Origin of the sequence: Streptomyces sp. NPDC003023, from assembly GCF_042888225.1 — a bacterium.
Taxonomy (GTDB): domain Bacteria; phylum Actinomycetota; class Actinomycetes; order Streptomycetales; family Streptomycetaceae; genus Streptomyces.
Genome location: NZ_JBIAPL010000005.1, coordinates 134,094 through 155,341 on the forward strand (window position 1 = coordinate 134,094; position 21,248 = coordinate 155,341).

16 protein-coding genes are annotated in these 21,248 nt (G+C 71.1%); 8 read left to right on the top strand and 8 right to left on the bottom strand.

Going from position 1 to position 21,248, the window contains the following annotated elements; translation table 11 throughout:
• Positions 1–30 precede the first annotated feature (30 nt).
• Both ACFYV1_RS18655 and ACFYV1_RS18660 read right to left on the bottom strand, forming a co-directional pair.
• Positions 31–1,509: a glycosyltransferase family 39 protein gene (locus ACFYV1_RS18655; RefSeq protein ID WP_389396583.1), complete on the bottom strand. Its 1,479-nt coding sequence runs from the start codon at positions 1,507–1,509 to the stop codon at positions 31–33.
• A gap of 278 nt (positions 1,510–1,787) precedes the next feature.
• Positions 1,788–4,469 carry a D-alanyl-D-alanine carboxypeptidase gene (locus tag ACFYV1_RS18660; RefSeq protein WP_389396584.1) on the bottom strand — a complete coding sequence of 894 codons (2,682 nt, stop codon included), beginning with the start codon at positions 4,467–4,469 and terminating at the stop codon, positions 1,788–1,790.
• 221 nt (positions 4,470–4,690) lie between these two features.
• Here ACFYV1_RS18660 and ACFYV1_RS18665 point away from each other — a divergent pair, with 221 nt between their 5' ends.
• The 3 genes from ACFYV1_RS18665 to ACFYV1_RS18675 all read left to right on the top strand — a co-directional run bounded on the left by ACFYV1_RS18665 (position 4,691) and on the right by ACFYV1_RS18675 (position 6,950).
• A complete protein-coding gene (locus ACFYV1_RS18665; protein ID WP_389396585.1) occupies positions 4,691–5,428 on the top strand; it encodes a GPP34 family phosphoprotein in 738 nt (245 codons plus the stop codon).
• A 262-nt stretch (positions 5,429–5,690) separates the two neighbouring features.
• A complete protein-coding gene (locus ACFYV1_RS18670; protein WP_389396586.1) occupies positions 5,691–6,560 on the top strand; it encodes a helix-turn-helix domain-containing protein in 870 nt (289 codons plus the stop codon).
• Between the two features lie 171 nt (positions 6,561–6,731).
• On the top strand, positions 6,732–6,950 hold the full coding sequence (locus ACFYV1_RS18675) for a DUF397 domain-containing protein (protein WP_389396587.1): 219 nt from the start codon (positions 6,732–6,734) through the stop codon (positions 6,948–6,950).
• A gap of 193 nt (positions 6,951–7,143) precedes the next feature.
• On the opposite strand, the gene ACFYV1_RS18680 is transcribed toward ACFYV1_RS18675, so the two are convergent.
• Positions 7,144–8,013, bottom strand: coding sequence for a hypothetical protein (locus ACFYV1_RS18680; RefSeq protein WP_389396588.1), 870 nt, complete (start codon positions 8,011–8,013; stop codon positions 7,144–7,146).
• Between the two features lie 82 nt (positions 8,014–8,095).
• Here ACFYV1_RS18680 and ACFYV1_RS18685 point away from each other — a divergent pair, with 82 nt between their 5' ends.
• Positions 8,096–8,878 (top strand): SDR family oxidoreductase, encoded by a 783-nt coding sequence (locus ACFYV1_RS18685; RefSeq protein WP_389396589.1) that lies wholly within the window; start codon positions 8,096–8,098, stop codon positions 8,876–8,878.
• Between the two features lie 204 nt (positions 8,879–9,082).
• Positions 9,083–10,648, top strand: coding sequence for a sodium:solute symporter family protein (locus tag ACFYV1_RS18690; RefSeq protein WP_389396590.1), 1,566 nt, complete (start codon positions 9,083–9,085; stop codon positions 10,646–10,648).
• Between the two features lie 360 nt (positions 10,649–11,008).
• Here ACFYV1_RS18690 and ACFYV1_RS18695 read toward each other — a convergent pair whose 3' ends face one another.
• From ACFYV1_RS18695 to ACFYV1_RS18705, 3 genes are all read right to left on the bottom strand, one after another.
• On the bottom strand, positions 11,009–12,139 hold the full coding sequence (locus ACFYV1_RS18695; protein ID WP_389396591.1) for an ADP-ribosylglycohydrolase family protein: 1,131 nt from the start codon (positions 12,137–12,139) through the stop codon (positions 11,009–11,011).
• Between the two features lie 160 nt (positions 12,140–12,299).
• Entirely contained in the window at positions 12,300–14,039 is a 1,740-nt protein-coding gene (locus ACFYV1_RS18700) for a pentapeptide repeat-containing protein (protein WP_389396592.1), read from the bottom strand.
• Positions 14,040–14,121: 82 nt separating this feature from the next.
• Entirely contained in the window at positions 14,122–16,779 is a 2,658-nt protein-coding gene (locus ACFYV1_RS18705; protein WP_389396593.1) for a bifunctional FO biosynthesis protein CofGH, read from the bottom strand.
• Positions 16,780–16,908: 129 nt separating this feature from the next.
• Between ACFYV1_RS18705 and ACFYV1_RS18710 the strand changes: the two genes are divergently transcribed.
• From ACFYV1_RS18710 to ACFYV1_RS18720, 3 genes are all read left to right on the top strand, one after another.
• Positions 16,909–17,559: a hypothetical protein gene (locus ACFYV1_RS18710; protein WP_389396594.1), complete on the top strand. Its 651-nt coding sequence runs from the start codon at positions 16,909–16,911 to the stop codon at positions 17,557–17,559.
• Positions 17,560–17,680: 121 nt separating this feature from the next.
• Positions 17,681–18,733 (top strand): pentapeptide repeat-containing protein, encoded by a 1,053-nt coding sequence (locus tag ACFYV1_RS18715; RefSeq protein ID WP_389396595.1) that lies wholly within the window; start codon positions 17,681–17,683, stop codon positions 18,731–18,733.
• Between the two features lie 241 nt (positions 18,734–18,974).
• Positions 18,975–19,409: a hypothetical protein gene (locus ACFYV1_RS18720; protein WP_389396596.1), complete on the top strand. Its 435-nt coding sequence runs from the start codon at positions 18,975–18,977 to the stop codon at positions 19,407–19,409.
• 162 nt (positions 19,410–19,571) lie between these two features.
• Here ACFYV1_RS18720 and ACFYV1_RS18725 read toward each other — a convergent pair whose 3' ends face one another.
• Positions 19,572–19,973, bottom strand: coding sequence for a hypothetical protein (locus tag ACFYV1_RS18725; RefSeq protein WP_389396597.1), 402 nt, complete (start codon positions 19,971–19,973; stop codon positions 19,572–19,574).
• A 428-nt stretch (positions 19,974–20,401) separates the two neighbouring features.
• The gene (locus ACFYV1_RS18730; protein WP_389396598.1) at positions 20,402–21,229 is read right to left on the bottom strand and encodes an LLM class F420-dependent oxidoreductase; all 828 of its coding nucleotides are present in this window, start codon (positions 21,227–21,229) and stop codon (positions 20,402–20,404) included.
• Positions 21,230–21,248 lie beyond the last annotated feature (19 nt).

The following is a 21,248-nucleotide window of genomic DNA, read 5'->3' on the forward strand; positions in this document are numbered from 1 at the left end:
CACGGCACAGGAAGGGCGAGGTGGGGAGCGTCAGCGGCCGGAGCAGTGTCCCGGCCGTGCGTAGACCGAGATCCGCGCGCCCGTGACTTCCTTGCTGCTGCACTGCTCGAAGTGGTCCTCGAGCGTCGCGCGTTTCACGGCCTCCTGCTCGTTCGCGTCGAGCGGGCTGCCCTCCGGGTCGCCGAGCACGACGATGCGGTTCTGTTCGAGCATCCGCGTGCGAGTCCGCTCGGGCGATGTCTCCTCGCCGTAGAGGGACTCGGACGACGCCACCTGCTGCACCAGGGCCAGGTCGCGCAGGCCCCTGAACTCCTCCGGACGGGCCAGGGCCCAGACCCGGCGCCTGGCCGGTGAGAACACGACGCCGTCGCCGGGTTCGGAGGCTTCCGCCACGGCCGACGCCACGGCGGTGGCGTCGTCCACCCGGCTCTCGGGACTGCGCAGATGAACGGCGACGGGCACAAGGGCCACGAGCACCGCGGCGACCGTGAACAGCGAGGCCCACTTCCGGCGCGCGGTCCGGTCCGGCGCGGAGTGCGACCGCAGTCCGCGGTCGAGCGCCGCCCCCAACAGCAGCGCGAACCCTATGACGTAGTAGAGGACATAGCGTTCGACGTACATCGGTTTCAGCTGCGACGCCAGCATCAGAACGACCGAGGGCAGGATCAGCAGCGGTACCGCGAGTGTCCTGAGCCGGATCGGCCCGCCCGACCGCACCGGGGTACGGGCGCACCGCAGCCCCACGACCGCCATCGCCCCGAAGGTCAACAGCTGTACGGGGTCGGGCCACATGATCCAGCCGACCTGCTCCGACTGGCCCATGCTGAACACCGCGAGCGGGGCGAGACCGGCGACCACGCAGAGGGCCGACCTGGCCCAGGCCCGCTTGACCGCACGCGGCACGCCGGCGAACACGACGGTCACACCGTGCGCGGTCAGCATCAGCACCGCGAACTCGTGGAGCAGGCAGGCGGTCAGCGTCACCAGCGTGTACGCCGCCCAGAGCGGCCCCCTGGGCCGGGACACGACGCTCACCAGCAGGTAGGAGGCCCAGACGACCAGCGCGCAGACAACCGCGTACGAGCGGCCCTCCTGCGAGTACTCCTGCACCGCGGGGATCACGGCGAAGACGAGTCCGGCGAAGATGCCGGCCCTGGGCCCGGCGAGCCGGCGGCCCAGGAGTCCGATGCCCGCCGCGGCCAGGGCCGTCGCCAGTACGGACGGCATCCGCAGGGTGATCAGGTCCCCGCCGAAGGTCGCGAACAGCCCGTGCATGAGGAGGTAGTACAGGCCGTGGACGGCATCGGCGTTCTGCAGTGTGCCGAACAGTTCCGGCAGGGTGCGGTGCGCCATGTCGTACGTCACGACCTCGTCCCGCCAGACGCCGCCCTCACGCCGGATGCCCCAGACACCCAGGACGAACGCCACCGTCAGAGGTATCACCGCGGCGGCGGTACGGGGGGTCCATACGGCCCGTTCCGCGGCGACGGGCGGCGAGACGTTCAGCATGGTGGTGATTTCGGGCTCCTGGTCGGGACGTCTGGGACGCGGCGAAGGCCCTTCACATTACTGGGCGGACCGCGGGAGCCCTCCGCTCGGTCGCCAGGCGGATGCGGGCCGGGGACACCTTGTACGAGGCGAAGCGCGGCACGGGCTCCGCGACTTCGGCGTCGACGGGAGCCGGGCCGGCGCCGGGGCCGGCGGGTGAGACGAGAGGAGGAGGGGAAGCCCTGCCACGGGCTTCCCCTCCTCCTCCGGCGTCAACGGCCCTGGTGCCGCCCGCGGCTTCAGCCGAGCCGGGTGAGCTTTGCCCCGAAGCCCGGCTCCGCGAGGTCCTGCTGAAGGGCCACGGGCGCGCTGACCTTCCCGACTCCCTCGCCGACCGACACCTGGCCGATGGTCGTGCCCGCCTTCGCCGAGTGCGGGAGCGCGTTGCCGTTCGGGGCGATCTCGATCTTCACGTCGAGGCCCGACCAGCCGACCGCCTTCAGATCCTTGGTGGCGACCACCGGTGTGCGGCCCCCGAGGCCGTCGTCGACGTAACCGACGACATCGCCCTTCTTGACGACGGTGGCGGAGGTGACGGCCTCCTGGGCCGGCGGGATCACCGCGATGCTGTAGTCGATCGCCTTCTCCAGCTTCTGCCAGAGCTGGGCAGCGTCCTGCGCGCCCATCACTATCCCGATGATGCGGCGGATCTCGCCGTCCACGAGGGCGTTGGCGGACCAGAGCAGATTGCCGCCGGCCGGAGTGGAGGAGCCGGTCTTGATGCCGCCGACACCCTCCATCAGCAGAGCGCGGTCGTTGTTGTTGCGGATCTTTCCGTCGATGCCGGGGATCTCGGCCTGGGTCATGTTGACGATCTCCCGGAAGACGTCGTTCTCCATGACGGCCTTGCCGAGCTTGATCTGGTCCAGCGGGGTGGAGACGGTGCTGGACTTGAGGCCGCTCGGGTCGGTGTAGGTGCTGTTCGTCATGCCCAGGTCCTTGGCGGCGTCGTTCATCTTCTTGACGAACGCCTCCTCGGAACCGGCGTCCCAGCGCGCGAGCAGACGGGCCGCGTTGTTCCCCGAGGGGATCATCAGCAGCTGCAGCATCTGCTTCTCCGTGAACCGCTGGCCCTCCTTGATCGGAGCCGTCGACTCGCTCTTGGCCTTCGACTCCTCCTCGGCCTGCTTGTCCACGGTGATCTTCGGGCCGACTTCCTTGCCCTTGATCGGGTGGTCCCTGAGGATCACGTACGCCGTCATCGTCTTCGCGACGCTCGCGATGGGGGCGGGCTTCTGCGCACCGTACGTACCGAGGCTGCCGACCCCGACCACCTCCGCCGCGCCCTGGCCCTCGGCAGGCCACGGCAGCTCGAGCTTGCCGCCCTCGAAGGTGTAGGTCTCCTCGACGGAGAGCGCCAGCGTCGGGTCCGGGAGCGGACGCACCAGCTGTACGACTGCAAAGACGATCAGCAGGAGCAGGACCAGCGGGGTCCAGATCTTGACCCGGCGCACGATCGTGCGCACCGGCGTCTCCGGCGGCGGCGGAGTGTTCGTCAGCTCGGCGAGCAGGTCCAGGGGCGGCAGCGGAGGCATCGGCTGCTGCCTGGTGCGCTCGGCTTCACCGAGCGACGCGGGGGGCTGCGCGGCGGCGGGCTGCTGCTGTGCGGCGGAGGGCTGTGCGGCGGAGGGCTGCGCGGCGGCGGGCTGCGCGGCGGCGGGCTGCGCGGCGGCGGGCTGCGCGGCGGCCGGGAGGGGCTGGGCGGGCGCGGGGCGCACGTCGTCGCGGCGCAGCGGCACGAAGGTGCTGGTGCGCTCGGCCTCGGCCTCCGGCTCGCGCCTCGGTTCCGGCTTCGATGCCGGCTCCGCCGCCTTCGGTGCGGGCGCCGTCTTCGACTCCGGTGCGCGCTCCGGTTCCGGCTTCGACTCGCCCTTGGGCTCCGGCTCCGGCTCCGGTTCCGGCTGCGGATCCGGCTTTGCCGCGGGCTCGGCGACCGGAGGCATCTTGAGGGCGGTGGTGGGCTGGTCGACGACCGGGCGACGCAGCGCCTTGAACATGGCCGTCGGCTGGTCGACACCGACGTCGCCCAGCTTTGCATCCGCACTCATCGACGGTGCGGGGGAAGCTTTCTTCACGGCGCCGCCGTCTGCGTCGGCGGCCGCGGGCGCGCTCTCGGTCGCGGTGGCGGGCGTCGCGGCTTCGTCGCCCGCGTCGCCTTCGGCGTCGGCGGTGTCGGCGGTGTCGGCGGCGTCGGCGGTGTCGTGGGCGGCAGCCGGCGCGGCCGCTGTCCCGGGGGTGATCTCGGGGTCGGACGCCTCCGGCTCCGCGTCGGCGGCGTCGTCGTCCGACGAGTCCGCCCGGCGCTCAGAAGCGGCACCGGCGTCCGTGTGGCCGTCCAGGACGGCCTCGGAGTCCCCAGGCGACCCGGCGGTACGGGAGTCCCCGGAGACGGACGCCTGCGGCTGCGCGTCGGCCTGCTCCGCGTCGCCGTCCTCCGACGGCGCGGCCGTGTCCTGTGCGGCACCGGACGCGTCATCGTCCCCCGCGCCCCCCGCGCTCCCCGCGTCCGACGCATCGGACGCATCGGACGCATCCGACGAACCCTCCGGGGCCTCCGGAGCCGAGGCAGGCGGTTCCGAAGCGTCGGCCGCCTCGGTGCCGTCGGCCCCGTCGGCGTCCGACGCCACCCACGCTGCAACCGCGGCGCGCAGGCGCGCGTCGTTGCCCGTAGGAGTGTCCGGCTCGTCCGACGGCGGCGTGGTCCTGAAGACCGCCGTCGGCTGGTCCACGCGGACCGGACCCTCCGGGGTGTCGTCCGCCGTCGTCCGGGAGGTGTCGTGATCGGAACCGGGCCCGTGCGTGGCCTGACGGAATACGGCGAGACGGGGGTCGCGCTCCTCCTGAGTCGTCTCCCCCGACGACTTCCGCTGCTCCGACTTGTCGGGGGACTCGCCCGCCACCGTGCCTCCTCCATGAGTCATGTGCCATGCGCCATGCGTATCTCTTCACAGGTGCCGAATACCGGCGACCCGCGACGGTCCGTCGATGTCCGAACCATCTACCAGTGTCCTGTGTGAGCGCTTGGCTCCCGTGCTAGACGAGAACGACATACCTATCGGTTCCCTAACAAAGCACCCAGGCGCTCTCGACAGACCAATGTGAGAGGGGTCACCCTGTCATTCATCCACGCGGGGAGGCATGGATGGGCAGGAGCCGCAGAACACTTCCGGAGGAGCTTCTGTTGCTCGCTCTGGACCCGGCAACGGGTACCACAGCGCAGCCGCAGTCGCTCGACCTCGGCCTGGCCGGGGCACAGCTAGTAGAGCTGGCTCTGGCAGGACGGATAGCCCCAGACGGGGATCGTATCGCCGTGGTGATGCCACGGCCGACAGGAGATCCGACCTTGGACTCCGCACTGGAACTGCTGCGCAGACGCGGCAGCCCGGTACGGGCGGTCCACTGGATCGGCGGGCCCCGCCTGGGGCTGCGCCAGATTTACCTCTCGCATCTGGAGCGGTGCGGCATGGTGCATGCCGTGGCGGGTCAGATGTGCGGAGTTCTGCCGACGACTCGCTACCAGGCGACGGAGACGGCTATCAGCCGGGACATCAGGGCCCGGCTGGACAGTGCGATCCGCACCGGCGTACCGCCGGACCCGCGGACCGCGGCGCTCGCCGCGCTGGCCCACGCGGTCGGACTCGGCAAGCACCTGTACCCGGGCAACGAAGGGCGTTCCTCGCGGTCCCGTCTGCGGGACCTCATCAGGCACGACCCGATGGGCGGTCTCGTCGCGCACGCGGTGATGGACGTCCAGAACGGTGTGGCCGCGCAGCCGCCGCGCCGCAACAACCAGGCAGCGGCACCCGTAGGCCGCCAGCCGGGGCCCGTACCGATGCAACCACGCCGCGGCAGCATGGCCGCACGTGTCGCCGCGCACTGACCGCGGCATCGCAGAACCCGCAGGAGCCGCACCACCCGCACCACCCGACACCCCATCGCAGGACCGCCGCACCGTCGTCCCCAACGGCCGGTTCGGGAGCCGCAAGTGGGACGCGCGGGGCAGCCACGCCGCTGCCCCGCGCGTTCCCATGTGCAGCCGCGGCGTCCGCGTGTGTAGCCATTTCGCAGCGCGGCGACCACCATTGGTGGCAATGTGCTCAGCAGTAGATACGCACAGCTACACAGCCGGAGGTGCAGTTTCCGTGGCGTCCAACGTCAATCCCACCGTCAGGAGACGCCGATTGGGGCAGGAGCTGCGCCGGCTCCGGGAGCTGAAAGGTATGACGGCCGAGGAGGTGGCCGAGCGCCTGCTCGTCTCCCAGTCGAAGATCAGCCGCCTCGAGAACGGCCGCCGCTCCATCAGCCAGCGCGATGTCCGCGATCTGTGCGGGGTGTACGAGGTCGAGGACCACCGCATCGTCGACTCACTGATGCAGATGGCCAAGGACTCCCGCCAGCAGGGCTGGTGGCACGCCTTCGGCGACATCCCGTACAGCGTCTACATCGGTCTGGAGACCGATGCGGCCAGCCTGCGCGTGTACGAGCCGCAGGTCGTCCCCGGACTGCTGCAGACCCGGCAGTACGCGGAAGCGCTGATCACGGGAGCGCTGCCCGAGAGCGGGTCGACCGACATCGAGAAGCGGGTCAGCGTACGTCTGCGCCGCCAGGAGCGGATCAGGGACACCGAGCACCCCCTGCGCCTGTGGGTGGTCATCGACGAGGCTGCGCTGCGTCGGCAGGTCGGCGACAAGCAGCTGATGCGTGAGCAGCTCGAGCATCTCGTGGAACTGTCGCATCAGCCCCATGTCACGGTGCAGGTGCTGCCGTTCGACATGGGCGCGCATCCGGGCATCAACGGCCAGTACGCGATCCTCGAGTTCCCCGACGCCTCCGACTCGAGCGTCGTCTACATCGAGGGCGTCACCAGTGACCTGTACCTCGAGAAGGCCAACGACGTGCAGAAGTACAGCGTCATGTACGAGCATCTGCGCGCCCAGGCGCTGAACGTGGAGCAGACCCGGCAGTTCATCGCCGACATCGCCAAGGACTACGTGCGAACATCCCCGGTCTGACAAGGGGAGCGGAACGGTACACCAGAGCTACGGCGCGGCGGAAGAGCCGTATGGAATATGCCATCCGGTCGAGTGAACGCCCGTCTCACGCGCCCCACTCGGCGAGTAGCGTCGATCACGCCAGCAAGAACGTTGGCTCAGATCACACCACTTGCCGGAAGCGGAGCGAACATGGCAATCCTTCAGGGCGCGACGGAGACATGGACGAAGTCCTCGTATTCCACCGGGAACGGCGCGTGCATCGAGGTCAGGTCTCCAGTCGTCCAGGCGATCTCCGTACGGGACTCCAAAGTCCCCGCGGGTCCGACGATCACCTTCGTCCCCGAGTCGTGGAACGCGTTCGTGAACGAAGTGAACGACGCGGGCGACGGCGCGTTCGACCTCGGCTGAGCACGTCCGAGCGCACAGCGCGGGCCACGGCACCGACCCGGGCGACGCGAGCGATGCGGCCAACACGAGCGATGCGATCAACGCGAGCGACGCAGGCAACGCGAGCAACGCCCAGCACCAAGACACTACCGAGAGCCCTCTCGACTGGTTCGCCGTCCCGGCCGAGGGGGCTCGGCCACGCCGCCGGTCCGGTTCACCGCAGCAGGTCGACGTAACGATCGGTCCCGGGAACCGTCGGTACGAACGGCGCCACCAGCTCCACCCTCCCCAGCCCCGACTCGGCGACCGCCGCGTCCAGTCCGGCGAACGTGTCCTCCCACCGCTCCCTCGGATCCTCCTCGAGGAACCACAGCAGCGTCAGCCGGGTGTCCACGCCCTCCACCTGCTTCACATACGTCATCCGGTCGCCCGGCAGCGGCGTGGGCCTGAACACGGTCACCATCGCCGCGGGCGAGCCCGCCAGCCTCCCCGGCAGGTGCTTCACCCGCAGCCATTCCAGGAGCTCCGCCCGCCGTGCGGGCCCGTCGGCGTCGATGACCTGGACCACCAGCCCGTCGTACGGATGGTCCAGCGCATGGTGGTCGCGAGGGCCGGCCGCTCCATCGCGGTAGACGGTGGCCTCGTGGTCCTGGAAGGCCGTGAAGACGTGCGTACGCTGCTGATGCACGCGCCCGTCCCGGTTGAGCCGCTTGTTGATGGCGACCGTCCACTTCATGTGGTCGGCGTATCGGCCCTCGGTGATCCAGTACGTCGAGATGTAGCATCCCGCGGTCACCGGCCGGGCGACCGCCGAGTCCTCGGGGTAGCGCAGCAGTTGCAGGTCCCTGGTCGCCACCCAGCGGCGGCCCGCGTAGATCCAGGGCATCGCCATCGCGCCGGCGTAGTAGTGGTCGTCCTCGTACCAGCGGTTGTACGCGTACTCCTGTCCGGGATGCGGTTCGACCATTGTGATCAGCGCGTGGCCGGGGCGGACCCCGTACGGGCCGACCGACGCCAGCTCCGCGTACACCCCGCTGCGCGTGTCCTCGGCGCGCCGATCCTCGCTTCGCGTGTCCTCGTTCACGGGTGTTCCCCTTCCGTCCTCGGCCGGTGCGACCTACTCTGACGCTCCGTCAGATGGATCGCCAGCCTCGGGAGGCGCCGGGATGCTGCTTCGGGACAGGACAGTCATCGTGTCCGGCGTCGGGCCCGGACTCGGGCACCAGGTCGCGGCCGCCGTCGTCGAGGACGGTGGCAACGCCGTCCTCGGGGCGCGCACGGAGGCGAATCTGGCCAAGTCGGCGAGGGAGATCGACCCCGGCGGCGCGCGCACCGCCCACCGGGCCACCGACATCACCGACGAGACCCAGTGCGAGGCACTGGCGGCGCTCGCGACAGAACGCTTCGGGCGGATCGACGCGGTGGTGCACGTCGCCGCCTGGGACAGCTGCTTCGGCGGCCTCCAGGACGCGGACTTCACGACCTGGCAGAAGGTCCTCGACGTCAATCTCCTCGGCACGCTGCGGATGACCCGTGCGTGCCTGCCCGGACTCAGGGCGCGGGGCGGATCCGTCGTCATCATCGGCACACAGTCGGCGGTGGCCGCGCCGTCGCAGGTGCGGCAGGCGGCGTACGCCGCGTCCAAGGGTGCGCTCACCTCCGCGATGTACTCGCTGGCGAGGGAGCTCGGCCCCGATCGGATACGCGTCAACACGGTGCTGCCCGGCTGGATGTGGGGGCCGCCCGTGCAGGCGCACGTCAGCTTCACCGCGGACTCCGAGGGCGTGCCGGAGGACGAGGTGCTCGGGCGGCTCACCGAGCGGATGGCTCTTCCGGAACTGGCCACGGACAAGGACGTCGCCCAGGCCGCGGCCTTCCTGGCCTCCGACCGCGCCCGCTCCATCACCGGTCAGTCGCTTCTCGTCAACGCGGGCGAACTGATGAGGTGACAGCCGCTCTCGACATGAAGGGGCCGCATCGGCGAACATCCGATGCGGCCATGTTTTCGCCCTTCTGTCGGTCATGGATATGAACTGAAGTCAACAAGTCGAACATCTTTACCTCCTCTTGACTCGTCAACGCGTTGTCCCGCTGCTGTGGCGCGCCACACCATGAACGGCGTTCACAAGACGGACCGGACCCCTGGAGGGGGCATGAACAGTCTCGACTGGGCCGTACTCATCGGCTACTTCGGCGTGATGGTCGCGATCGGCGTCTGGTCCCACAAGCGTGTGGACAACGTCAGCGACTTCTTCACGGCCGGCGGCAAGATGCCGTGGTGGCTCTCGGGTATCTCGCACCACATGTCCGGCTACAGCGCGGTGATGTTCACCGGGTACGCGGCCATCGCCTACACCTACGGCGTCACCTCGTACGTCACCTGGTCCTTCCCCATCGCCATCGGCATCGCGACAGGCGCCCGGCTGTTCGCGCCCCGGCTCAACCGGGTGCGGTCGCGGCTGCACGTCGCCTCGCCGCTCGAATACCTGAAGAACCGCTACAACCTGCCGACGCAGCAGGCACTCGCCTGGTCGGGCGTACTGCTGAAGATCGTCGACGTCGGCGCCAAGTGGGCGGCCATCGCCACGCTCCTCTCCGTCTTCACCGGCGTCTCCCTCAACATGGGCATCCTGATCACCGGTGCCGTCACGGCCGTCTACTGCACGGTGGGCGGCCTGTGGGCCGACGCGCTCACGGAACTGGGCCAGTTCGTCATCCAGTTCGTGGCGGGCATCGCGATGCTCGTCGCCGTCATGGCCGAACTGGGCGGCTTCAGCAGCCTGTGGACCGTGTGGGACGAGCCCGAGCTCAAGGGCCACGCGGAGCCGCTGGCCGGCCCGTACATGATGGTGTTCCTCATCGCGTACCTCTTCATCAAGACCTTCGAGTACAACGGCGGCATGTGGAACCAGGCCCAGCGCTACATGGCCACCGACTCCGCGAAGTCCGCGCAGCGCTCGGGTGTCCTGTCCGCCCTGCTGTGGCTGATCTGGCCGGCCGTGCTCTTCTTCCCGATGTGGGTCGCACCACTGCTCGTCGAGACCGACGTCCCCGCCGACAGCTACGCGCTGATGGCCGCGCAGCTGCTGCCGCACGGTCTGCTGGGTCTGGTCATCGTCGGATTCTTCTCGCACACGATGGCCATGTGCTCGTCCGACGCCAACGCCATCGCCGCGGTCGTCACCCGCGACATCATGCCCGCCGTGTCCCGCAAGGTCCGCGAGTGGGACACCCGCGCCGGTCTGCTCGCCGCGCGCCTGACGACGCTGCTGTTCCTCGGCCTGTCGATGGCGATCGCCACACAGGTCAACTCGCCGTTCTTCGGCGACATCATCACCGTCGTCATCAAGTGGGTGGCGGGTCTGATGGGGCCGATCGCGATCCCGCTGATGCTGGGACTGCTCCCCTGGTTCCGCAAGAGCGGACCGACCGCGGCCCTCACCAGCTGGGGTGTCGGCCTGGTCGCCTTCTGGCTGGTCAACTACCCGATCAGCTGGAACGTCGAGGGCGGTGTGCCGCTCCAGTACCAGATCTCGGTACCGCTGGCCGTGTCGCTGGTCCTCTACATCGTGATCGGCTGGATCAAGCCGGAGGACACCCCGGGGCGGGACGAGGTCCTCGCGAAGATCAACGGTGACGACGGCGGCGACGACGCGAGCGGCGCCGGCGCGGTGGGCCTGGTCCCGGCCGCTGCCGGCCGCGAGGCCGCGGGCGGCTGACCCCGCCTGCCACCTCCTGCGCGGGCATTCGCGCCGCGGGACGAGGGGACCGGACGGAGTCCGGGCCCTCCTCGCCCGCGGAACGGATGCCCGCTGACCGTCGTGACGACGGTCGTGCCACCGGCCCGTGTGTACACCCGCCGGACCCCCGGGCCCCCGGGCCCCCGGGCCGCCGCTCGTCCGTACGAGCAACTGGTCGCACACGCCTCGTACACCCCCGGCCGCCGGGCCCCAGGCTTTCGTACGTCCCCGTCCCCAGGCCGCACGGGCCGCCCCTCTTTGACCACGCGACCGCCGGGCCACCGCCCTCGAGGCCCCCCAAGCCGCTCGAGGCCCCTGTCGCCGTCAGCCGTCAGGCCGTCACGTGAGCTCCGCCGCACCCCGCGGATACCGCGCCAGCCAGCCCGGCGCCGTCACCGTCGGGCTGTGCAGCGCCGGGCCCTGAGTCATCTCCATCGCGAAGTCGTCCGCGATCTCCAGGACCGTCGGACGCCCTTCCAGTTCGCACAGCCACGCCGGCGGCAGCGCCGTCTCCCCGTGCAGCGCGCCCAGCAGCGCGCCGCAGACTGCCCCGGTGACCTCCGACGGGCCGTCGTGGTTGACGGCGAGACGCAGCCCGTGGCGGATGTCCTCGCCGACGAGCGCGCAGTAGACGGCGATGGCGAGCGCGTCCTCCGCGACGTGCGCCTCCCCGAGCGATGCGACACGCGCCGGGCTCGGAATGCCCTGCCGTACGGCGCCCAGCGCGTGCTTGAGCGCGTCCGTCACCGGCTGGTGTCCGGGCCGGGACGCCAGCAGGGCCAGCGCCCGCTGTACGGAGCCGTCGAGCGTCTCACCGCGGGCGAGGCCGTGCACGATGACGGCGAACGCGCCGGCCGACAGGTACGCGGTCGGATGCCCGTGGGTCTGCGCGGCGCACTCGACGGCGAGTTGGCACACCAGCTGCGGCTCCCAGCCCACCAGCAGCCCGAACGGTGCGGACCGCACCAGCGCCCCCGCGTCCCGCGCGGTCGGGTTCTTGGGGGCCTGCAGCGTGCCCATGTTCTCGTCGGCGAGCCCGGTGACGGTGTCACGGGAAGGATTGCGGCGGGTGTAGAGCCACTCCTCGCGGGCGAGCCAGCCGTTTTCCTTGCGGCGCTCGTCGGGGCCCCAGTCGCTCTGGGTCGCGGCCCATCGCAGGTACGCGCGGTGCACATCGGTCGGCGGGTGCCACGCCCCGGTGTCGCGGCGGACCTGGGCCCGTATCAGCCCGTCGACGGTGAACAGGGTCAGCTGGGTGGCGGCCGTGACGGCGCCCCTGCGGCCGTTGACGGGCGTGAGGTCGGTCAGCCCGTCGGCACCGTGAGCGGCGCGGATCTCGTCGATGGTGAGCCCGCCGACACCTGCGCCGAGCGCGTCGCCGATGGCCCCGCCGAGCAGCGCACCGCGCACCCTGGCACGGAAGTCCTGCTGCTCGGCCCGGCCCCACACGGCCGTGGCTGCTGCGCTCACCGCGCTCCTCCCCCGACATCGCCGAACGAATCGTGCCCGGCCCAGCACTGTAATCGAACGGGGCGGCCGTTCAGAGGACGCCCGGCGACCCCCCGGCTTCTCCTCGCGGAGTACGGACACGAATACGGGCAGGAATGTCGCGACGTGTCGCCAGCTGTCGCTATCGCCTGATTCGTCCTCGAACGGCGAGCAACGCGAGGGCGAGCAGGCCCGGTTCCACGATCCGCGACGTCATCTCCACATAGCTGCCGACGGTGGTGAGCGGCCGGCCACTCGCGCGGAAGACGACGGAGTTGATCACGATGCGGAGCGCCTTCTCCATCCGCGCGCCGGTGATCCGATCGGCCACCGGCCCGCTCAGGGTGGGCGGCGGCGCCTCCGTCTCGAGGGAGATCTCACGCCCCGCGACCGGCATCGTGCCGGTGGTACGCGGCTTCGGTTCCGACGTGGGCAGACCCCACAGGGTCAGTGCGAGAACGGACACGGTCATGGCCGCGAGCAGCCAGGCGAGAGCACGCGTGGCGCGCAGTCCGTAGCCGGAGAGCAGCCAGTACGCCTGGAGCAGCCGGCGTTCGGCGGTGCCGGATCCCCGGCTGTGGCGGCGCATCTCCATCTCGCCGTAGTAGAAGTCGGCGGCCCCTGGTTCGTCCTTGCTGTCCTCGCGGGCTTTGCGGAGCTGCCGGTAGACGGTGGTCAGGGAGGCGAGGCCGGGGACCGTGTCCGGGTCGGGCGGTGCGTCGCCCCACCCTCTGCGGGCGGGGGCCGGCCGACCCCGCAGGGCACGCCACTGCCGCTCCTCCTCGATGACCTGCCGTCGCGTCCATCGCAGCGGCAGCGGGCCGCGCATGTGCCAGCCGGAAGGCGCGGTGCCCAGCGTCCAACGCCCCTCCAGCCGCAGTTGGTCGAGGTGGAGCGCGCCGCTGAAGACGCAGCGTTCCAGGTCCAGGTTGGCCAGGGTGAGCATGGAGGCGTCGACACCCCTTATGGAGAGCACACGGACGCCCGGATCGTCCCCGAGCGCCTGTTCGGCCTGTGCTCCTTGCCCGGGCTCGGACAGCAGCGGCGCGAACCGGCCCACGACGGAGACCGGTTGGGCCAGCCGCGTGTCGGCCAGATCCACGGCGGCGTACCGCAGTCGCAGGATGGCGGTCGACTGCCATCGTGTCGCGCGGCACACGACTTCCGACGCCGCCGCCTCGATCGTCACGGGCTCGGCGAACACCGCCGACGAGAGGTCCATCCGGCCGCCGCACACCAGCGGACCCAGTTGGTCGGCACCCTCGAACCGCGCCCGTGTGAAGCGCGCGGTTCCATCGAACACCGCACCGTCGAACTCGGCGGCGCCGGCGAACTCCGTCCCGCCGAACCGGGCCGTTCCGGAGAACGCCGCGCCCGCGAAGCAGGCCCGGCCCTGGAACCGCGCGCCGGGAAATCTGGCGTCCCCGGAGAAGACGGCCCGGTCGAACCGCGCGGCCCCGGCGAAGTCGGCCGACCCGAAGCGCGCCGTGCCGGCGAACGTGGCGCTGACGAACCACGCGTCCCCCAGGAACGTCGCCCCGCCGAACCGGGCGCTGCCGGCGAACGAGACACCGGCCAGCCGTACTTCGCCGAGGAACGTCGCTCCTGTGAACAGCGCCTCCCCGAAGGCGGGGCGCCCTGTCGCCGGGTCCCGGACCGCGTCGAGCAGGCGGCGGAGCAGATCCGTCGTGAACGTGGTCCCGCGAAGTTCCACGTCCGCGCCCGGTCCGAGGGCCGTCAGCCAGGCGGCGCGGTCGGCCGGGGCAAGGTGGGCCAGACACGCGGGGCGGCCGGCGACCCGGGCGCCGCGGCAGCCGACCGGGTCCGCGGGGCCGGCGTCGGCGCCGCAGTGGGGCCAGGACGGCGGGCTGGTGGAGGTCACGCCTGTTGTTGACGCGCCAGGACCGCGGGGAGTTCCGGCACGCCGCCGCCCCGGCCGAACCACGAGCCGCTCCGCGCCCCCGTCAGTCCGGCAGCAGCGGCAGCAGCTCCGGGAGATGCCCGTCGGACGCGCTCGCCGCCTGCTGCCGCTCGGCCGGCACCTCGCCGTACAGGGTCGTACGCGGCTTCGCCGGCCGGCCTGCCGCCTCCGCGATGGCGGTCAGGTCACGGACGGAGCGGTACGAACCGTAACTCGACCCGGCCATCCGCGAGATCGTCTCCTCCATCAGCGTGCCGCCGACGTCGTTGGCACCTGAGCGCAGCATCTCCGCCGCTCCTTCCGCACCGAGCTTCACCCAGCTGGTCTGGATGTTGGTGATGTGCGGGTGGAGCAGGACACGGGCCATCGCCGTGACGGCCCGGTTGTCGCGCGTGGTCGGACCGGGCCTGGCGATGCCCGCCAGGTAGACGGGTGCGTTGGTGTGGATGAACGGCAGCGTCACGAACTCGGTGAAACCGCCCGTCTCCTGCTGGATGCGGGCCAGGGTGCGGAAGTGGCCCAGCCAGTGGCGGGGCTGGTCCACATGCCCGTACATCATCGTGGACGAGGACCGGATGCCCAGTTCGTGCGCGGTCTTCACGACCTCGATCCAGGTCGCGGTGGGCAGCTTGCCCTTGGTGAGGACCCAGCGCACCTCGTCGTCGAGGATCTCGGCGGCCGTGCCGGGGATCGAGTCGAGGCCGGCCTCCTTCGCCGCCGTCAGCCACTCCCGGATCGACATGCCGGTACGGCTGGCCCCGTTGACGACCTCCATCGGCGAGAACGCGTGCACATGCATGCCGGGGACGCGTTCCTTGACGGCCCGCGCGATGTCGAAGTACGCGGTGCCGGGCAGGTCGGGGTGGATGCCGCCCTGCATGCAGACCTCGACCGCGCCGACGTCCCACGCCTGCTGCGCCCGGTCGGCCACCTGGTCGAGGGAGAGGGTGTAGGCGTCGGCGTCCGTGCGCCGCTGGGCGAAGGCGCAGAAACGGCAGCCGGTGTAGCAGACGTTGGTGAAGTTGATGTTCCGGGTGACGACGTACGTGACGTCGTCGCCGACGACGTCACGGCGGAGTTCGTCGGCGATGCGGGTGAGGGCGTCGAGGGCCGGCCCGTCGGCATGGAGGAGCGCCAGGGCCTGGTCGTCGGTGAGGACGGTGGGATCGTCGGCGGCCGTGCTCAGAGCGGCCTTCACGTCCGTGTCGATGCGCTGCGGCACCATGCCGGGTGCGGCGGCCTCGCGCAGCGCGTCCCAGTCGCCGTAGACGTGGTCGAAGTCGTCGCGGCGGTCGTGGGTACGGCCGTCGGTGTCGATGGTTCGGTGCAGGTCGGTGCGCCCGACCGAGGTGAAGCCCTCGTCGGGTTCCTGCCACGGCAGCCCGGCCGCGATCGCGTCCGGCCTCGCGAGGCCGGTCTCCGGGTCGGCCAGCGCCCGTACGTGCGGCATCAGCCGCGGATCGAGCCACGGCTCGCCGCGCTGCACGAACTCCGGGTACACACAGAGCCGTTCACGCAGCTCGAATCCTTCGGCGGCGGACCGGGCCGCGAGCTCATCGATCGCGGGCCAGGGACGTTCGGGGTTGACGTGGTCGGGCGTCAGCGGGGACACGCCGCCCCAGTCGTCGATGCCTGCGCCGATCAGCCGCGCGTACTCGGCGTCCACCAGGTTGGGCGGGGCCTGCAGACAGGCCGAGGGTCCCATGATGTGCCGGGCCACGGCGACGGTGGCGACGAGTTCGTCCAACTCGGCGTCCGGCATGCCGCGCATGGCCGTGTCCGGCTTGGCACGGAAGTTCTGCAGGATCAGCTCCTGGATGCCGTGGTAGGCACGGGAGACGCGGCGCAGCGCGAACAGCGACTCGGCGCGCTCCTCGTACGTCTCGCCGATCCCGATCAGCAGGCCGCTGGTGAAGGGGACGTTCGTCCGGCCCGCGTCCTCCAGCACCCGCAGCCGTACGGCGGGTTCCTTGTCGGGCGAGCCGTGGTGCGGCCCGCCCGGTTCGGACCACAGCCGGGTCGCGGTCGTCTCCAGCATCATGCCCATGGACGGCGCGACGGGCTTGAGCCGCTGGAAGTCGGTCCACGACATGACACCCGGGTTGAGATGGGGCAGCAGCCCGGTCTCCTCGAGGATCCGGATCGCCATGGCCCGTACGTACGCGATCGTGTCGTCGTACCCGTGCGAGTCGAGCCACTCACGGGCCTGCGGCCAGCGGTCCTCCGGCTTGTCGCCGAGGGTGATCAGCGCCTCCTTGCACCCGAGCGCCGCCCCGCGCCGCGCGATCTCCAGCACCTCGTCGGGCGACATGAACGCCCCCACGGTCCTCGACGTGGGAGGCACCCCCGGCACCCCCGTGTGTCCGGTCCGGCGGAGCTTGCCGGGGACGGTCGCGAAGGTGCAGTAGTGGCACTTGTCCCGGCACAGACGGGTGAGCGGGATGAACACGCTCTTCGAGTACGTGATGACCCCGGCCCGCCCGGCGGCCTCCAGCCCCGCGTCCCGCACACGCGCCGCGGACGCCGTGAGGTCCGCCAGATCCGCCCCCCGCGCCTGCAACAGCACGGTGGCCTCCGCCACATCGAGCGCCACCCCGTCCCTGGCCCGCTTCAGCGCACGTCGCATCGCGTTCTCTGTGGGTCGTACGGAGCCGGGTCCGCCCCGGTGTCCGTCCTGGTGTCCGCCCTGGTGATCGGTCATGCATCGAGCATACGAGCGCCGGCCGGCGACCCGGCCCGGGCCTGCCAGGTCCGCTGAGTACCCGTGCCCATGCGAACTGAGCCCGCCGACGGGTGCGGCCGGGCCGCCCGTCCTCGTAACGTCCGTTCCGTGAACGAAGACCTCGCCCGGTCCCGCACCGGTACCTCCGTCGCCCGGTTCGCCGGTATCGCCGTCGCCGCGATCATCGGCATCCCGCTGCTGCTGGTGCTCGTCGTCCTGGTGACGTACGGCGTCCAGCGCGCGACCCCGGAGGACTACCCGAAGGTCGCCCCGCAGACCATGGCGGACCGCACGACCGCCCGCTCCCAGGTCGCGTACGACGTCCTCGGCTTCGGTGCGACGCTCCCGCCGGGCGAGTTCAACTCCCTGTCGGCAGGCCACTGCTACCCGGACGGCCTGGAGAGCGTCGCCGACGAGTCCGTCGACGGCGCCTACGCCCTCTCCCACAAGTGGAAGCTGGACGGCGTCCCGGAGTCCGACGCCCTCCCCGCGCTGCGTGCCCTGCGCGACCGTCTGAAGGAGGAGGGCTGGCGGATCGTGTCGTTCGACGAGTCACCCGGCGGGGGCGACTGGACGCTGCGCACCGAGCGCGACGGCGACGGCCGCCAGGTCTACACCTGGTACAGGGACGGCGGCCGGTTCCACGGCGGCGCCCACGCGGAGTGCGCGTACGACCCGACGCAGGCGGCGTCGGAGTACTCACTGGTCAGCGACGTGACGGCGGGCGTCCACCCGCCGGCCCTGCGACCCGCGTCGTAAGCTCCTTGCCATGAGCATGGGGGAACTGGATCGCCGTCAACCACCTTGGCGACGCCGCACAATTGGGCGTCGCGCCGTCGCTGCCCTGCTCACCGGGACGGTGGTCCTGGTTGTTCTCGGCATGGCACTCCTCGTTCTGCCGAGTGCGGTGGTCGACCGGGAGCTCGCCGGGTCCGACATAGCTCCGCAGGACCGCCTGAAGGCGGTGAACGACGTCCGCACGACACTGCTGCAGGCCGTCGGCGGCGTCATCCTGCTCTTCGGCGCATACGCCACCTGGCGGCAGGTCCGGATCAGCCAGGACGGGCTGCGCGCCACCCAGGAGGGCTACGTCACCGACCGGTTCGGCCGGGCCGTCGACCAGCTCGGCACCGACAGGCTGGAGACCCGTATCGGCGGACTACACGCGCTGTGGCGGATCGCGGAGCACTCCGCCCGCGACCGCGAGATCGTCATCTCCGTCCAGGCCGCGTACCTGCGTACCCATCTTCCCTGGCCGCCCGACGGGCCGCAGTCACCGCCGGCGGACGTGCCGATCAACGACGTGGCTCCGCTGGAGATCCGCGCTCCGGACGCGCAAGTCGCGCTGACCGGTCTGGGTGTGCTGTGCCGGCACCGCGAGCAGTCCTGGGTCAACCTCAGCGTCACCGATCTGCGCCGGGCCGACTGCGACGGGCTGTGGCTGCCCGAGGTGAACCTCGACCGCGCCTGCCTGGAGGCGGCGGGCATGTACCAGGCCAACCTGACGCAGGCGTCGCTCGTCTCCGCCAACCTGCGGCACGCCGACTTCAAGACCGCGGTGCTGCGCAGGGCCCGTTGCGCGCTGTCCGACCTGCGCGGCGCACGGCTGGTGGAAACCGACCTGCGCGACGCGGATTTCACCGAGGCCGACCTGCGGGAGGCCGTCCTGCGCAAGGCCGACGCGGGCGGCGCCGTCTTCCACGGCACCGACCTGCGCCTGGCCGATCTGCGCGGCGCCGACCTGAGCACCGCCGACCTCACCGATGCCCGCCTCACCGGTGCGGTCGCCAGCGACCGCACCCGCTGGCCCGCCGGCTTCGACCACCGAGCCGCCGGTGTCGTCACCGCCGACGACCCCGGCCCCGAACCGGGCCCCCTGCTGCAGCCGCCGGGCATCACGACCCAGCACCCGCCCCTGCGGTCCATGCCATGACGCGCGCGTCACAGGCGGGAGGGCGCCGACCGGCCTGAGCCGCTCGGCATCGCACGGCATCGCCCGCCGGCGACCGTCGGCACTGCCGGGCCGCTGCGGACGAGCGTGGCAAATGCCTTCGCCCGACTCAGCGAAGATCACGCGTGACGTGCCGCTGCGCACCTCCGGCCGGGGAAGCCATGGGGCTGGCCTGTCCGAGCGACAGGCCAAACGGCATTTCCCGCTCACGGAAGGTTCAAGCATGTCGTTCACCGGCCGTAAGGCTCTCAAGACCGTCGTCGTCCCCGTCGCGGCACTGGCTCTCGCACTCGGCGCGTCCTCCACCGCACTTGCCTCCGTCCCGGCGGAGCCCGTCGCCGCTTCGGCCACGCAGCAGGTCACTCCGCTCGAGGCTGCCATCGCGGCCGATGTGGAAGCAGTGCTCGAGGCGAAGCTCGACGTCGACGTCACGGTCGCCGTCGACGCGCGGGTCAACCTGGACCGCACCGTCGACATCCGGATCGCCGTCGTCGCCGAGGCGGACGTCGAGGCCGAAGCCTCGGTCGAGGCCGCTGTCGCGGCCGAGATCGAGGCCAAGCTCAAGGCGACGCTCAAGGCCCAGGTGGGCCTCGACGTGGACCTCGATGTCGATGTCCGCATCAACGGCGACATCCGCGTGAACGTCGACGTGGTCTGACGCCGAAGCGGTCACGGCGCCCGTTCGCCTCCACCGGAACGGGCGCCGGTCCGCGGCAGGTGAGACCGAAGACCCGGGCATGGCCCCCGCCGGAACTTCCGCGGCACAGTCACCGCGGCAGCGATCCGACTGTGGCTCCGACCACGATCCGTCGGACAGGACTCACCACTTGACCTGATGGAAGTCCATCGTGCCGAAGGTCGCGACGTCCATCACGTAGCTCCACAGTGCGTACTGCTGCTGATCGGCACGGCGATAGGTCTTGCCGAAACCGTTGTCGAGAATCTCGGTCCAGCCGTCGCCCTGTCCGTAGTGCGCGAACAGTCGTTCATTGCGCCGCGACGCGTCCTCTCCGGACTCCGCCGGGGTCTGGTAGATCACCTCGTGCAACCGGCCGCGCCAAAAGGTGAGAAGCAGCCGACCGCCGTCGACTGCGTAGGTGTCCACCACCGCGTCGGGAGCGTTCTCGTGAGGGCGCGACGACTCGAGTTCGCCAGGGACCCGCACTTCGTCAGCGGCGCACAGCAACTCCAGCAACGGCACGTCATCGGTGAGGCGGCTCATGAGAGGCCATCCTATGGCCGATCCGGCGGATCGGACCGGATCGGGTCGACGCCCCCCTGTACGCCGCAGACTCGCGTGCGGAACCCCGCGACCCCGGCGAGGTCCGCCGGACAGGCCCGAGTGGTCCGCAGGCTGATCCTTCGACAGGTCGAGCCCTCCGGCCGGATCAACGACGGGTCAGGAACGTCCCCTCACCGTGGACGGTGCGTCTTGGGGTCGTGGCCCCGGCTGCCGATGGGCAGCAACCACCACCGTGCACGCGCCCCGCTCTGACCAGCGATTGGCCGGCGGCCACATGCGTCCGCGTCAGCGATGAGCACCAGTGGCGGGGCGGGGAGTGCGTCGAGATCGCTGACGGTCGCGTACGCGGCGCCTGCTCGTGTCGGCACGCGCGCCCGTACCCGATCCGGTCGTGCGACGTATCGGACCTACAGATATTGCGCGTACTCGTCCAGCGTGCGCAGCACCGCCGCGTCGTCGCTCGGCGGCAGTTGCAGGACGACCTCCTCCACGCCCAGCTCCGCGTAGTGCGCGAGCTTGCCCGGCGAGGGGCGGACCGCGTACGGGACGACCCGGAGTGTGCCCGGGTCGCGGCCGGCCGACTCCCAGGCCGTACGCAGTCGCGGCATCGTCTCCGTGAGGCCGCGGCCACCGATCGGCATCCAGCCGTCGGCGTACTCCGTGATGTGGGCGAACAGCTTGGGGCCCGCCGCGCCGCCGACCAGGATGCGCGGTGCGCCGCCCGTCGGCTTGGGGAAGGCCGCGGACGGGCGGACCGAGCAGAACTGGCCCTTGTAGGCGGTCGGTTCAGGAGCCCACAGGGCGCGCATCAGACGCATCCGGTCCAGTACGAGCTCGCGGCGGTTCGACCACTCGACGCCGTGGTCCGCCGCCTCCTCCTTGTTCCAGCCGAAGCCCACGCCGAGCGTGAAACGGCCGCCGGAGACGTGGTCCAGGGACGCGATCTGCTTCGCCAGGCCGATCGGGTCGTGCTGGGCGACCAGGGTGATGCCCGTGCCGAGGTGGAGGGTGGAGGTCACCGCCGCGGCCTGGGCGAGGGCCACGAAGGGGTCCAGTGTGCGGCCGTACTCGCGGGCCGGTTCGCCGCCCGCGGGGTGGCCGGTGGCCGGCTCCACCGGGAGGTGGGTGTGCTCCGGGACGTAGAGGCCGGCGAAGCCGCGCTGCTCCAGTTCGCGGGCCAGCCGCACCGGGCTGATCGTCTCGTCGGTCAGGAAGATGGTGGTCGAGATCCGCATACGACCAACGTATGCCGTC